We start from the raw sequence: 13,919 nt of genomic DNA, 5'->3' as shown, positions 1-13,919 counted from the left end.
CTTAACGTTAGTGATTATCATTAAATTTTGAACAATGTAAAGTGATAAAAAGTGAATATGCGTAAACAATGCAATACTCAATCACTAACATCGATTATTATTAACACTCGCTCACAACTACCGATATACTGTGGCTACTTTTGACATAGCAGCAAGCTCAATGACCAACCAATTTCACTATGGCTTAGATATTGGCGGCACTAAAATTGAAATCGCCATATTCAATTCAAAATTCGAGTGCCTAGGGTGTTTACGCGCGCCAACGCCCACGAATAATTACGTTGACTTTATCAATAGCATTAGTGATTTGGTCAACCAAGCAGACGACTACTGTGATAGCCAAGGTAGTGTAGGCGCAGGTATCGCTTGTACATTAAATAGTGAGGGGCTAGCGCAATCGGCGAATATTGATTGCCTTAACGGGCGTCAACTGATTAACGATCTCACCGAAAAATTAAATCGCCCTATCGCCATAGATAATGACAGCAACCTGTTTACCTTATCAGAGGCCAACGGCGGTGCCGCTGATAAAGCTGATGTTGTGTTTGGTGTCATTGTCGGCACCGGTTTAGGTGGTGCATTATCAATTGGTCAAAAGATAGTACCAAGTGCACAAGGGCTCAGTGGTGAATTTGGCCACACCTGTATTTCAGCAAACTTGCACGCTAAATATCAGTTGCCTTTACATCAATGTGGCTGCGGCTTAGTTGGCTGTTACGAGTCATACCTTGCAGGTTCAGGCCTAAGTAGGCTTTATCAACACTTTGGTGCTGAGCAGGCAGACACTATTAGTTTTGCGCAAGCACTTAAGACTAAACACCCCGTCGCGCAGGCCACTTTCGATTGTTACATCGATATTGCTGGTGCCGCTTTTGCCAGCTTAGTACTGCATTACGATCCCCAGGTTATTGTGCTTGGCGGTGGCTTATCAAATATCCCAGAAATTGCCGCTTCATTACCCGAAGCGATGGCCAAACACTTATTTAACCAAGTTACACTCCCCAAAGTAATAACGGCGAAATTTGGTGACTCTAGCGGTGTCCGTGGAGCGGCAATAATAGGAGCACAACATGCTGCAAAAATTACCTGATCACTATTATCTAAAAGCTGCCAAGGTCTATACCGAACGAGCGATTTGCGAAAATTACTATGTCGAGATAAAACACGGCCAAATTAGCGCCATTATAGAACAACCAAAGCTTGCCATTACTATTGTTGATAGCGGTGATATTAGCCTGTTACCCGGCTTTCTCGACTTACACATTCACGGCCGCGAAGGCAGTGACGTGATGGATGCAACACCACAGGCACTTGAAGTCATTTCTACATCACTGGCTAAACATGGTGTCGTTGGCTTTTTGGGTACTACCGTAACCTCCACTTGGCAAAATACACTCGATGCGTTTGCCAATTTAGGTTATGTCTATCAACATCAACCCAGTGGTGCCCAACTACTTGGCGCATACAACGAAGGCTTGTTTTTCACCCAAGATCACAAGGGTGCTCACGATGATAACTACTTCTTACCGCTAGAAATTGAAACCTTAGATCAACTTATACATGCTGCCAACGGCGCCTTAAAAGTTGTCGCACTAGCACCTGAACTAGCCAATTCAGCCGAGATCATTAGCTACCTAAAAGACCAAGGTATTCGCACCATGCTCGGGCATACATCGGCCAATTATCAACAAACCTGTGACGCCCTATCGGCAGGTGCCTGTGGTGGCGTTCATGTGTTTAACGGGATGAAAGGCATACACCATCGCGATCCGGGCTGTGCTGGTGCAGTATTGTTAGAACAAGACGCATACGTTGAAGTAATAGCCGATGGCGTTCATTTACATCCGGCAATCTTGCAGCTTATTTATCGCCTCAAAGGCCCTGAAAAAATGGGCTTGATTAGCGATTGTATCGTCGCTGGCGGTCTGCGTGACGGCAGTTATCAATTGGGTATGCTCGACATCGAAGTCAATCATGGCATTGCTCGAACCGAGTCGGGGGCTCTAGCTGGCAGTACATTAACATTAGAAAAAGCGGTCGCAAATTTAGTGGATATGGCAGGTATCCCTGCCCTCGACGCTGTTCACAGTGCCAGTTTAAGACCAGCAGAATTTCTTGGCCTAAATGACCAATTAGGCAGTATAAAAGTAGGTAAGCGCGCTTGTTTTGCTTTGGTTAATGAAAGTTTGCAAGTACAAGCAACCATACTTGACGGCCAGTTAATTTACCAAAGCGAAAGCTACTCATTATCGAGCTAACGACTCGCTAATCGATGGCTCCAAAGCCGCTGAAAAGACAAAACCATGATAAATATTTTTCGCCTTTTCTAGGGTTAGCAATAAAATTTGTTTACAATGAAATCAACACTAATAATTGAGTATTTGAGATGATCAACGCTAAAAAAATTGAAGACATCGCCAAGCAAGTCAGTGAAGCGATTCCTCCAGGTTTAAAAACTATCGCCCACGATATCGAAGACAAAACCAAAGTCGTATTACAAAAAAAATTATCTCAGCTTGACGTAGTTACTCGTGAAGAATTTGATGTTCAGACTCAAGTATTGATAAAAACACGAGAAAAGCTCGCGCAATTAGAAGCAAAAGTTGCTGAGCTTGAAGAAAAGTTGGCGGGCTAATCCGCCAATTACTTTGACAAAGCCATATTATACATTCACCAAAAAAATAGAATAAGCAATTTATTTAAATTGCATTTATGTACCAATTTAAGCAATAGGGAACCTTTTGATATAGAATACATTTTAATAAAACACCCGACTCAAGGTTCTCGTTCTCTAACGCTTTATCTAGACCAAATTCACTAAATACAGTAATCCCTCATAAATTTCAGGGTTGAATCTTCCCATCATTAACATCAGAATACGCCAAATTAGAGCATAGACTCAATTCTCAGAGATGTTATCTGTCTTGCCACCATTTCACAGGGTGCGAGCAACAAACAAATCTAACGATGGCTTCAATATCGCCAATATAGAGGTGCCTTATGCAAAACAAAACTCTTATTAGTGCTTCAATAGCAATGCTAATTACGTCAACCACACATGCCGCGGGTTACAAAATTAATGAACAAAGTACTAGTGGTATGGGCAATGCTTATGCAGGTAGAGGCGCTGTTGTTGAAGATGCTAGTATCGTCTTTTCGAATCCAGCAGGCTTAACAAAACTCTCAGAAGCAACGTTTAGTTTTGGTAGTGCTTATTTGCACGGCAAATCTGAATATCGTAACACACAAGCAACTAATGTTCTTGGTCAAGGGGTTTCTGGACCAGCAAATGGTGATTTCGATATTGGCGAGGTTGTGCCTTTTGGCTACTATGCTGCACCAATCAATCAAGATTGGGCTTGGGGTATTGGTTTATATGCACCAGCGGCCATTGCCGGTAACTACGATCAAGACTTCGTCGGTCGCAACTTTTCCCAAGATACCGAACTAACGGTCATTAGCTTACAGCCGACACTCGCTTATCAAATCAGTCCTAAGCTATCGCTTGGCATTGGCATCAATATTTCATTTTCAGAGGGTCGGCTAAGTGCATTCAAAGACCTCGGTGGTATTTGTGAAAATGCCGATGCGATAAACACAGCATTTGCCCCTGTCGGTTTAGGTGACGTACACAACCCAGCATTTTGTGATGTTCAATACAACTATGAAGCTGACGACTGGGCAGTGGGTGCTAACCTCGGCCTTTTATGGCAGCCTAATGGCACCACTAGCATAGCTGTTACCTACAATTCAGAACTCGACTTTAACCATCAAGGCGACTTCGAAGTAACCAATACGCCAATTATTGGCGCCAACGCAGGTAATGCAGACAATTTATTGGTAGTCGCACCTGAACTGCCAAGTATAGACTTAACCACTGGTCTGCTAGCCGCAACCCCGTTAACAACTGAAGCGGCAACCTTAGAGTTGCCAGTGCCGCAAAATCTAACCGTTAGTGTTGATCAAGCACTTAATGCCAAATGGTCTATTCAAGCTTCGCTGCAATGGATGGATTGGAGTGCATTTACCGATATCAGTATTATTAGTGAGCAAGATTTAGGACCAGTCTCTGATGTTACCGACCAACCCAACGAGCTAGCAAGTCCTGGCTTTATTGGTTATATCCCTGAAAACTGGCGAGATACGCTAGCCGGGTCGATTGGTGTTACCCACCAATGGTCAGATAGCATCAAAATTAAATCTGGTATCGCTTACGATCCCAGCCCAATTCCTAACCAGTATCGCACAGCTAGAATTCCTACCGAAGATCGCATTTGGTGGACAATAGGCAGTAACATCACACTGAACCAAGATTGGAGCCTAGATTTGGCCTATGGTTATATGTGGATGAAAGAAGCGGATGTAAATGAATTCGAGTTTAACGCGAACAATCAGCGTTTCAATCAAGCGAGTTTGTCAAGCCAACACCACACTTATGTTCATGTCATCTCATTCCAGCTCAACTACACCTTGTAGGGTTGCCACAAATAGCACCAGTGCTTTGTCACAAGTCACTGGTGCATTGTGGATATCCCTTCGAACAAATCTTTGTGATCACCACAAGCTAAGTTAGAATAGCGGCAGTTTATTCTGCACACATATTTTTCTCTTGACTAAAACACCATCCGACGCCACTGAGTTGCACCAAGCATTAAAGCACTATTTTGGTTATTCGTCGTTTCGCGATGGCCAACAAACCGTCATTGAGCAACTACTGCAAGGCCATGACTGCTTAGTCTTGATGCCAACCGGCGCCGGCAAATCGCTGTGTTATCAATTACCAGCAACACTATTGCCGGGTTTAACCATTGTTATTTCACCCCTGATTGCCTTGATGAAAGATCAAGTCGACGGGTTAAATCGCCAAGGCATTAGCGCAGCATTTATTAACTCCAGTCAAACCCCTGAGCAAATCCAAAGCATTTTTGCTCAAATTAGCCAAGGGCAAATAAAGCTGCTCTACGTTGCGCCGGAACGCTTAAAAAGTCGCTACTTCCTTGAAGACTTGCACAACTTACCGATTAGTTTATTCGCCATTGACGAAGCGCACTGTATTTCGCAGTGGGGCCACGATTTTAGACCAGCTTACACTCAGCTCGGCTGCTTAAAGCAGTATTTCCCTCATATTCCAGTGATGGCATTGACGGCAACCGCCGACGTTGCCACCCGACAAGATATTCTTCAGCAGCTGAATTTAAGACAACCCTATATTCACATCGACAGCTTTGATCGCCCAAATATTCGCTTTACCTTAGCCGATAAATATCAGGGCCTAAGCCAAGTGATTCGCTATATTCAGCAGCGCGGCGACGACAGCGGTATTATTTATTGCAACAGCCGCTGGCAAGCAGAGAAACTGCGTGACACCTTGCTCGACGCCAGCATCAATTGCGATGCTTACCACGCCGGTTTAGAGGTCAGTCAACGCAATCGCGTTCAAGAAGCCTTTACCAAAGATAATCTACAAGTTGTCGTAGCAACGGTTGCTTTTGGCTTGGGCATTAATAAACCCAATATTCGTTACGTGATTCACTTTGAGCCACCGAGAACGCTCGAAGCCTACTATCAAGAAATCGGCCGAGGCGGTCGTGACGGACTGCCCGCAGAAGCACTATTACTATATGACGAAAAAGATGCGGAGCGCATTAAAAAGCGCATCAACGATAACGACAACGAACAAAGAGTAAAAGTTGAGCTGCAACGATTTCAAGCAATGATGGGGTTTCTAGAATCGCAAACGTGCCGCCGCCAAGTCGTCCTCAACTATTTTGCCGAATATACCGACTCAGGCTGTGGTAACTGCGATATTTGCTTAGACCCACCCACTCAGTTTGACGCCACAATTGAAGCGCAAAAAGTGTTGTCTTGTGTCTACCGAATCAACCAACAAGGTGATATTCACCACGTTATTGATGTCTTACGCGGTGTTAGTTCGGCTAAGGTTCTGAAGTACCAGCACAGTAAAGTCAGTACCTTTGGTCTAGGTCAAGCCAAAACACCAGGCTACTGGTTTGCCATTATTCGCCAGTTAATTCATTTAGGTTTTTTACAACAAGACATCACCAACGATTCTAATTTATGCCTCACGGAAGCATCGCGCTCAGTGCTAAAAGCAGAGCAAACCTTAATGCTGGCCTCACCTCGTTTACAAAAAGCGAGCTACTGGCGCAATAGCCAAAGTCAACCGAAATACGACAAAGCACTGTTTATCAAACTAAGAGAATTGCGCAAAACTATTGCTGATGCTGAAGACATAGCTCCGTTTATTGTCTTTAACGATGCCACCTTATCTGAACTCGCCCGAATAAAACCGAGAAATAAAAATGCCATGTTGTCGGTCAATGGCATCGGTGATACAAAGCTTGCTCGTTATGGCGAACCATTTCTCAACTTAATTAACGAGCATATCTCGTAAAACTAGGCTAATTTTGGAACAAACTGCTCTGAACAGTTGAAAAACCTGAATCTAGGTTAAAGATTGAGTTTTACACTTTTTGGCGAACCGTTTAATATCAATGTAACAAAAAAATTGGAGCATAACAGTAAGTTATGCCATACCAAAAGTTATATACTTATGGTTAACTCGACGTAAGGGTTTACACCACGAAACGTTAGAGGCCTTACTGGGAACGAACAGGAGTGACAAATGAAGGTCGGCAATTTGAATAAATGGCTAATTTCGGGTTTATTGACGTTTTTACTCATACCTCTTGCCCATGCCAATACCCCCAATCACGTTTTTCAAGCCGCTGACGACCTCGCTGCCAATATTAATAAAATTAGGCAGCAGCAAAATATCACCAGCGAGGCGCGAAAACCCGGTGTTCAAATTGCCAAAACCCCCATTCACGCTTATACCAAAGCACTTGAAGTGTTTGAAAAACTTAATCGCTACAAGCAAAGTAAAGGTCTAGCGACAGCCACTTTGCCGACCTTGCCAAGTAAAAAAGTAGTGCCTGCCGATGTCCTTGCTTTAGTTCAACAAATTGCTGATGAGTTAACCGACATCAATCGCGAACTAGGTATTAATTTTACTGCAAATGCCAAGTTGCCTGCTGGCAAAACCCCGTCGGATGTTTATGAAAATTTATGGCAATCGTCTTATTTGCTCGACGATTTAGTCGGTGCCATCAGCCCCACTTTTGTTCATCGCAACACTTTACGCATCGAGCAAGCACTCATTGCGATAGCGAATAAATTGGGTAAAAGTAGCCAAATTACAACGCCAGAAAAAACACAAGGCAAAAAGCCTATCGACGCCAATATTCAAGGTTTTAAAGTACTTTATAAATTGGTTGAATTAGAAAAACAGTTAGATTTGCCACCGCTTAGAGTGCCGAGTTTTCCGGCAGGTAAAATCTCTCCATCGGATGTCTACGACACTACTAATAACGTGATTGCAGAGCTCACTCGCATTAATGTCAAACTAGGCTTGCCAGCCGTACCACAAGCCTCTTTAAGCACAGAAAAAATCACCCCGAATGAAGTTATTTTCCAGTTCAAGAAAATTCAATTGTTGCTCGACAAGTTAACGTCGTAGGGTAGGTTTAACATGTTTAACAACTTGTCCATTAGCAAAAAGATTATCGTTGGTTTTTTACCAATGATCGTTTTATTAGTTGGTTATTTAATTTACTCAGTTATTCAAATTAGCGCCGCTAACAAAAACTTATCAAGCCTAAAAAAACATATCGATGACCAAGCAACTTACGGTACATCGCTATTTTTGTTAAATAATATTAATCGTCGAGAGCAACTTAGTCAGCAGTACTTAATTTCTGGCCGCAGTCAACTCACCGAAATTATAGAATTGTTAGAAGCTGATTTTGACTTGCTACTCGAAGAACAGCTCGCCCATGCGAGTGCCGAAGAACGCCTCAAAATTAATCAAATTGTCAATCAAGAACAAAGTTACAGCCAGTTATTACACGAACAACTATGGCCAACTAACCGTAAGCTCAACCAACTATTGGAGCAATACAACAGCGATGTTGGCCCCAACTTGGAAAAACTAGCGTTAGTAACCAGAGATTTAGGTATTCAACGCAGTAATATAGCAATTACTGACATTGGTAGTAGATTAGCCGCTGGTGCATTGTCCGCGCGCGCCTACTTCAATCAGTACATTGCTAACCAAAGTGATACTAGCTTGCAACGGGCTTTGCTTGAAATTACTGCGGCTAAGTCTGCTTTAAGTGATTTTAGCGCCGATATGCAAACCGACAGTCATTACTCTCACGGACAAATTCGCCAATACCTACAGCAAGTTGAAGAAATTATTGCGCAAGGCCAGCAATACACACAAGCAATTGCCAGCACTCGCAGCCAAGCGGAAGATTTGAGCAATGGCATTATCAATGAAATGCTCAGCCAACAAATTGCTCAGTGGCGAGTGCTCAACTACGACGCCGGGCAAATTTATCGCTTTATGCAGGCTTACCAATGGCAAAGTGCCGCCATTCTCACTGCAGCATTGGTGATTGGTATTGTCGTACTGTTGATTATCGGTCGTGCAATCGTCAACAGCTTAAACATATTGCTATCGAGAGTTTCTGAAATTAGCGAAGGTGAAGGCGACCTCACCAAGCGCGTTAACATCAGTAATAACGATGAAACCGGGTTACTGGCCAAATCCCTCAATCAATTTATCGAATCAGTACAAAGCATTGTTCGCAGCGCTCAAACTAATTCGAGCATCATGATCGACAAATCAGAGCAAAATCTAGCCAATGCCACCCAATCAACTGAGCTGCTCGACGAGCAACAACAGAAGAACCAGTTGGTTTTGTCACAAGTTGAACAATTATCAGTGGCCTCGGGGGAAATTGCTGAAAGCTCTGTACAGTCTAATCACGCCGTTGAAGTGACATTCAGCTCACTTGAACAAGGTGTTGAAGTGGTTGAGCAATCGGTGCAGTCGGTACAAAAACTCAATGAACAGATGGAAACGACCAGCACGGTGAGTCAAGCATTGGCAAAAGAAACCGAAGAAATAAGCAAAGTACTCGACGTCATTAAAAATATGACCGAGCAAACTAACTTGCTTGCGCTAAACGCTGCTATTGAAGCTGCTCGAGCCGGAGAAGCGGGTCGAGGTTTTGCCGTGGTTGCCGATGAAGTGCGCAGCCTAGCTAATAGAACTCAACAATCAGCAACTGAAATTGACCAGAGTATTTCCCGTTTACAAACCGAATCACAGCGTGTGCTAAGTTCAGTTTCTGAATGCTACAGCTATTCAGCCGACAGTGCTGATGCTGCCGAGCGCACTCAGCACATCTTTAGTGAAGTGAGAACATCGGTCGAGAAAATGCAAGCAATGTCAGCGTCTATTGCAACTGCGTCAGAAGAGCAATCACAAGTAACAGCAAATATTCGACAAGATATTGAAGAAGTGTTCAATTTCAGCGAAAGTATTGCTCAGGCGGCGCAAGCGAGTCAGACCGCGAGTAAAGAGTCAACCGATTCGGCATCGGAGCTCAATCAAGTATTAACCAAATTTATTGTTTAAAGTTAGAGAATAACTATGAAAAAAATGGCGAAACAAGGTTTACTATTACTGGGTTCGTTACTGTTGTCATCGACAGTACTAGCGACAACAACAACTCCTGCAAACTGGAAGTTTTTGCGCCAAGACGAAGACTGGTCAAAGTATTACAACAACGACTTTAAACACATTAAGCTCAACGAAAAAGGCGACTACTGGGTTAGCGTTGGTGGTCACGTGAGATACCGCGGCGAGTTTTGGAACAACGTCGGCTTTAACGACGCCAACGATGACGCCTTTCACTTAGGCCGCGCTCTGCTCCACGCCGATTGGCACTTGGGCAGTAACTGGCGCATTTTTACCGAGATTAAAACCGCCAATTCAACCGATAGAGCCCTACCAGGTGGCCGTCGCCCGCTAGACGTTGATACTTTTGCCCTACAACAAGCATTTGTCGATTACAGCGCAGGCAAGTCGCGTTTTCGCATTGGTCGTCAAGCCTTGAGCTTTGGTCGCCAGCGCTTAGTGAGCCCATTACCTTGGGGTAACGCTTTGAGAACATGGGAAGGTGCTCGTTATGACTATCTTGGCGATACTTGGCAAACTACTGCTTTTGCTACCCGCTTCGTGCCAGTAAGACAATACGATCGCAACCGTTCAGACAAAAACAATAAGTTCGCAGGTATTTATACCAAAGGTAAAATCAACCGCTGGCGTACAGATTTCTATGTTTACAACTCATCAGATCAAGGTGATCGCAACTTGTTTACTTGGGGTAGTTTGATTGAGCGTCGAACTCGTGATTGGGACTTCAACGTAGAAGTAGCGGTTCAAACAGGTACAGACGCACAAGATCGCGATGTTTCAGCGGCTATGTTAGGTTCAGAACTTGGCTTTAAGATTGACCACGACGTTGTTAAGCGCGTTTCTGTTGGTGTTGATTACGGCTCAGGTGACGACAACCCGAACGATAACGACAACAATACCTTTGACCAATTATTTCCACTCGGCCATGCTTACCTAGGCTTTGCTGACCACATTGGTCGTCGCAACGTAGTTGCCGCTAATATCGCAACTAACTTGCGCATTTCTCAAAAAGTTACTACGAAAGTTGCCTTGCACACCTTCTACAAAGCAGAAAAAGAAGATGCAATTTACAACGCAGGTGGTATTGCCATCCGCCCGGGTAACGCCAATGGCAGCAGCCACATTGGTAACGAAATTGATGTTGTTACGAGCTACAAACACGATCGTCACACCAAAATTGATTTTGGTTTAAGCTACATTAAATCGGGTGACGCAATTAACGAAACAGCAAATGACGCTAATGTTGCCTTTGCTTACATCAGCGTTAACTATTTATTCTAAAAGCGGTGATAGCACGCTAGCCAGGTATTAGTGTTTGGCGCCTCGGTCATTGAAGGCGCCAAATGTTTAGTAACCTCAGCGTGAATAACAGTGTGGTTGCCGTTAAACCGATAAATAATATCCCGAGTAGCCAATAAAAAAGCCGCTGTAGTTTTAGTTTCAAGCGGGTAAAGAAACCTTGTTTATTGTTTACTGTTTCAGGTAACTGTACGAAAGTACTGGCAATAATGTAGGCAAGTAAGCTCCACAAGCTCAACGCTAACAGCGGCAGTAGATAACCTTCACTGTTCGCGTTGAAACCGCTAACTAAAATAAACGCCAATGAAGCTAAACTTGAAATAGCAAGCACTAGCCATGCTTTTCTCAAAGGCGCTAACAGCAACGCCAGCTTGTGTAGTGCATTTAACATCATTAAGCCTGCGGTTTTAAGTGCTGTGCTAAAAACGCCAGCAGTACTTCAAAAAAAGCGATTGTTCGCTGGTCATCCCCAAAGCTATGGGTTGCTTGCTGATCGAGATACCATTGATAGTCAATATTGTGTTTATCGAGCATGAGTTTTAACCGATACGCGTGTTCAATATCGACAACCCTGTCTTTACTGCCGTGCCCTATCAGTAGTGGCCGCTGTAAATTTTTTACTTGATAAACCGTTGAAATCTCAATTAAGTCATCATAGTCCTTAGTGCTATCGCCAATGTATTCACGACTCCACTCAAGCTGCTTCGCCGTCAAGCTTGTGCTGTTAACATACAAGTTAACATCGCTGACACCAGCCCAGTTAGCGGCGCACTGATAGCGTTCAGGATGTTTAATGGCCAACATGATTGCCGCATAGCCACCATAACTCATGCCAAAGAGACAGACCTTGTCAGGACTGATATCAGACCGTTTTACTACCGACTGTACCGCTTGGTCGATGTCGGTAAGCATTAGCTTGCCCCACTGTTTTTTACCCGCCTCTTTAAATGCTTCGCTGTAACCCGAAGAACCGCGAAAGTTAACTTGCAATACCGCATAACCTTCGTTAACTATCGCTTGTCTTGTTGCATCGTAGTATCGTCCGTCGAAAACGCCAATCGGGCCACCATGTGGCATCACTACCAAAGGTTTAACTTTTTCACCATCAGTCGGTATCGACAAGATGTAAGGTATTTCCAAGTCTTCAACCACAACTTTGCCCACGACCTGCTTACTGGCCAGTTTGTCTTGTAAACTGCTAAAGCGAAAACCAATCAGTTTCGCCGGTGCTTGGCGGCTATTCTGATTCTTTTCAAGTAAATAAAATGCCCCCGGATTGTTATGGCGTTCGCGATATTGCACCGTAAATTGCTGATCGGCACTTTGATTAATCTCGACCTTTAACTCTGGCGCCATTGCTTTATTATTTGCCAATTCGGCAGAGTCTTGACCAACAAATTCAGTTTCAATTTGGCCGTTGTTTAATACTTTAACGCCAATCAGCTGTTGTTGTTCAGTTAACACTAAATCGACTATACGATAGGCTTTTGACTGATAAACAACTTGCTTTTCGCCACTTTGATAATCGACTTGGTACAACGAGCGTTCATCCTGCTCATTAATAGCGACACAATAAAACTGTTTGGCAACACTAGCCATTGCAATCGGTAAACAGAGACTATCTCCGCTAGCTAAATCGGCTTTTGACCAAGTTTTTAACACTTGTTTATTACCATCTTGATCATAACTTGAGAGCTGCAATGCTTGCCCTCGATTAAAGTGCAGTACCGATTGTACCTCGCCCTTGTCCGAGAAAAACCAGCGTGTTGCGTAACCTGCGACATCGGCAACTTGTGATGACTTTTTAAACTGACCACCATCAATTCGGTCGAGTTTACTAAGCCGCTTTTTATAGGGTGCAAGTTTATTGATCGCTATTTTATAAACTTTTGAATAAATACCACTCTTTGCGTACAGAAAAACGCCTGCTTGCGCTGATAACGGGTTTACCAGCCAGCCATTGGTTCGAACACTATAAATAATTGGCTCTTGGTTTTGTTGAGGTAGCTTAACAATCAACAGTTTGCGGACCATTTTTGTGTCTAGTAAGTCTTCAATTCCCTTTTTACTTTCCACTAACTGTACAGCAATGTGCTGTTCATCAAGCCAAACCATGCGTTGTAACGACGCTTTGTCGTTGTCAGACAGCTGTTCAATATCAACAAGTTCAGTAATTTTATTCGTGGTGACACTTTGGACACTCAAACGCTGTTTTTGATCGTGAAACTCTACCCTAGCTATGTGTTGACCTTGCGGGCTTACTTTCGCCATCACTATGCTTGGACGCTGGAAAAAGTCAGTTAGCGTAAGAGATTGCTTCGCTTGAGCAACCTGACTAACAATTAGCAAACACCATATCAGTATATGAGTCACGCGCTTCATTGTTTTTGCTCCAAAGTCGTTAGAAACTGATCGCGATAACCGAGGTTACTGACCAGCGGGTAGCGAGTTAATAGCTCTGCCAACTCTTGACCAATGCGTTGGTAGTGCTGTGCAATGCGTGGATGTAAGTTAACGTCGATAGTGTTGGTAGCACGCGCTTTAGCAATACTGATTTCACCAATAAAGTTGACCTTGTCGGCTTCAATAGCAAAGCGCCAACTTGCGCGATTATGAGTCGTTAGTGAGAAAGGTAAATCATAAAAAGGTGCGTTAACTTCAGTAATTTGATAGTTACCAGCAAACATAGGCACTAGGTACAAACCAGCGGGCTTGTCTTTAAAGCTAATTTGATAATCGCGATCAAACTTGAGTTTTTCAGTTAACTCAGACAAAGGCTTTTTGCATCGAATACGACTTAGTGCTATCGAAGGTGCTACACCGTCAGCATTGACATAGAGCAATAAATAGCCTTGTTCTCGCTCTAGCTCAGAGGCTTTGTCTATGGTTTGCAAAGGTTTGTTGATGACATCTGCATATACCATTGACGCCGGTGCCAGCCAAAAGATCAAACCAATTAATCTTGAAATTATTGCCATTAAACAATCCTAGTTGCAGTAATTTTATGCTAGTGTAAATTCAACAGGTTAGCACTGTAAAGCTAGTATCA

The 13,919-nt window shown here is 43.5% G+C and carries 11 protein-coding genes; 8 read left to right on the top strand and 3 right to left on the bottom strand.

What is annotated here, in order from left to right; genetic code table 11:
* The first annotated feature begins 160 nt into the window (after positions 1-160).
* The 8 genes from J7384_RS06010 (at position 161) to J7384_RS05975 (ending at position 10,852) form a co-directional block, all read left to right on the top strand.
* On the top strand, positions 161-1,090 hold the full coding sequence (locus J7384_RS06010; RefSeq protein ID WP_209112093.1) for an ROK family protein: 930 nt from the start codon (positions 161-163) through the stop codon (positions 1,088-1,090).
* Positions 1,071-2,258, top strand: a complete 1,188-nt coding sequence (gene nagA, locus J7384_RS06005) for an N-acetylglucosamine-6-phosphate deacetylase (protein ID WP_209112091.1) — start codon at positions 1,071-1,073, stop codon at positions 2,256-2,258. The genes J7384_RS06010 and nagA overlap by 20 nt, the downstream gene beginning before the upstream one ends.
* A 128-nt stretch (positions 2,259-2,386) precedes the next feature.
* Positions 2,387-2,635: an accessory factor UbiK family protein gene (locus J7384_RS06000; RefSeq protein WP_209112089.1), complete on the top strand. Its 249-nt coding sequence runs from the start codon at positions 2,387-2,389 to the stop codon at positions 2,633-2,635.
* A 365-nt stretch (positions 2,636-3,000) separates the two neighbouring features.
* Complete coding sequence (locus J7384_RS05995) at positions 3,001-4,476, top strand: outer membrane protein transport protein (RefSeq protein WP_209112087.1); 1,476 nt, start codon at positions 3,001-3,003, stop codon at positions 4,474-4,476.
* A 133-nt stretch (positions 4,477-4,609) separates the two neighbouring features.
* Positions 4,610-6,415 (top strand): DNA helicase RecQ, encoded by a 1,806-nt coding sequence (gene recQ, locus J7384_RS05990; RefSeq protein WP_247741654.1) that lies wholly within the window; start codon positions 4,610-4,612, stop codon positions 6,413-6,415.
* 231 nt (positions 6,416-6,646) lie between these two features.
* Positions 6,647-7,540 carry a hypothetical protein gene (locus J7384_RS05985; protein ID WP_209112085.1) on the top strand — a complete coding sequence of 298 codons (894 nt, stop codon included), beginning with the start codon at positions 6,647-6,649 and terminating at the stop codon, positions 7,538-7,540.
* Positions 7,541-7,603: 63 nt separating this feature from the next.
* Complete coding sequence (locus J7384_RS05980; RefSeq protein ID WP_209112084.1) at positions 7,604-9,508, top strand: methyl-accepting chemotaxis protein; 1,905 nt, start codon at positions 7,604-7,606, stop codon at positions 9,506-9,508.
* A 15-nt stretch (positions 9,509-9,523) separates the two neighbouring features.
* On the top strand, positions 9,524-10,852 hold the full coding sequence (locus tag J7384_RS05975; RefSeq protein ID WP_209112082.1) for an alginate export family protein: 1,329 nt from the start codon (positions 9,524-9,526) through the stop codon (positions 10,850-10,852).
* A 46-nt stretch (positions 10,853-10,898) separates the two neighbouring features.
* Here the strand turns inward: J7384_RS05975 and J7384_RS05970 are convergent, their stop codons facing one another.
* The 3 genes from J7384_RS05970 to J7384_RS05960 are packed head-to-tail and all read right to left on the bottom strand — an operon-like array spanning position 10,899 to position 13,848.
* Entirely contained in the window at positions 10,899-11,264 is a 366-nt protein-coding gene (locus J7384_RS05970; protein ID WP_209112080.1) for a hypothetical protein, read from the bottom strand.
* Positions 11,264-13,252 carry a prolyl oligopeptidase family serine peptidase gene (locus J7384_RS05965; protein ID WP_209112079.1) on the bottom strand — a complete coding sequence of 663 codons (1,989 nt, stop codon included), beginning with the start codon at positions 13,250-13,252 and terminating at the stop codon, positions 11,264-11,266. The genes J7384_RS05970 and J7384_RS05965 overlap by 1 nt, the downstream gene beginning before the upstream one ends.
* On the bottom strand, positions 13,249-13,848 hold the full coding sequence (locus J7384_RS05960) for a hypothetical protein (RefSeq protein WP_209112077.1): 600 nt from the start codon (positions 13,846-13,848) through the stop codon (positions 13,249-13,251). Before J7384_RS05960 ends, J7384_RS05965 begins: the two co-directional genes overlap by 4 nt.
* Positions 13,849-13,919 lie beyond the last annotated feature (71 nt).

This window comes from Endozoicomonas sp. G2_1 (assembly GCF_017744155.1).
Lineage (GTDB): Bacteria > Pseudomonadota > Gammaproteobacteria > Enterobacterales > Alteromonadaceae > JAGHQT01.
This window is presented reverse-complemented; position numbering and strand designations above follow the sequence as displayed.

Excerpts from the sequence above, each read along its gene's own strand:
- J7384_RS06000 (WP_209112089.1), top strand. The coding sequence starts at position 2,387 with ATGATCAACGCTAAAAAAATTGAAGACATCGCCAAGCAAGTCAGTGAA.
- J7384_RS05960 (WP_209112077.1), bottom strand. The coding sequence starts at position 13,848 with ATGGCAATAATTTCAAGATTAATTGGTTTGATCTTTTGGCTGGCACCG.
- J7384_RS05995 (WP_209112087.1), top strand. The coding sequence starts at position 3,001 with ATGCAAAACAAAACTCTTATTAGTGCTTCAATAGCAATGCTAATTACG.
- J7384_RS05965 (WP_209112079.1), bottom strand. The coding sequence starts at position 13,252 with ATGAAGCGCGTGACTCATATACTGATATGGTGTTTGCTAATTGTTAGT.
- J7384_RS05985 (WP_209112085.1), top strand. The coding sequence starts at position 6,647 with ATGAAGGTCGGCAATTTGAATAAATGGCTAATTTCGGGTTTATTGACG.
- nagA (WP_209112091.1), top strand. The coding sequence starts at position 1,071 with ATGCTGCAAAAATTACCTGATCACTATTATCTAAAAGCTGCCAAGGTC.
- J7384_RS05980 (WP_209112084.1), top strand. The coding sequence starts at position 7,604 with ATGATCGTTTTATTAGTTGGTTATTTAATTTACTCAGTTATTCAAATT.
- J7384_RS05975 (WP_209112082.1), top strand. The coding sequence starts at position 9,524 with ATGAAAAAAATGGCGAAACAAGGTTTACTATTACTGGGTTCGTTACTG.
- J7384_RS06010 (WP_209112093.1), top strand. The coding sequence starts at position 161 with ATGACCAACCAATTTCACTATGGCTTAGATATTGGCGGCACTAAAATT.
- J7384_RS05970 (WP_209112080.1), bottom strand. The coding sequence starts at position 11,264 with ATGATGTTAAATGCACTACACAAGCTGGCGTTGCTGTTAGCGCCTTTG.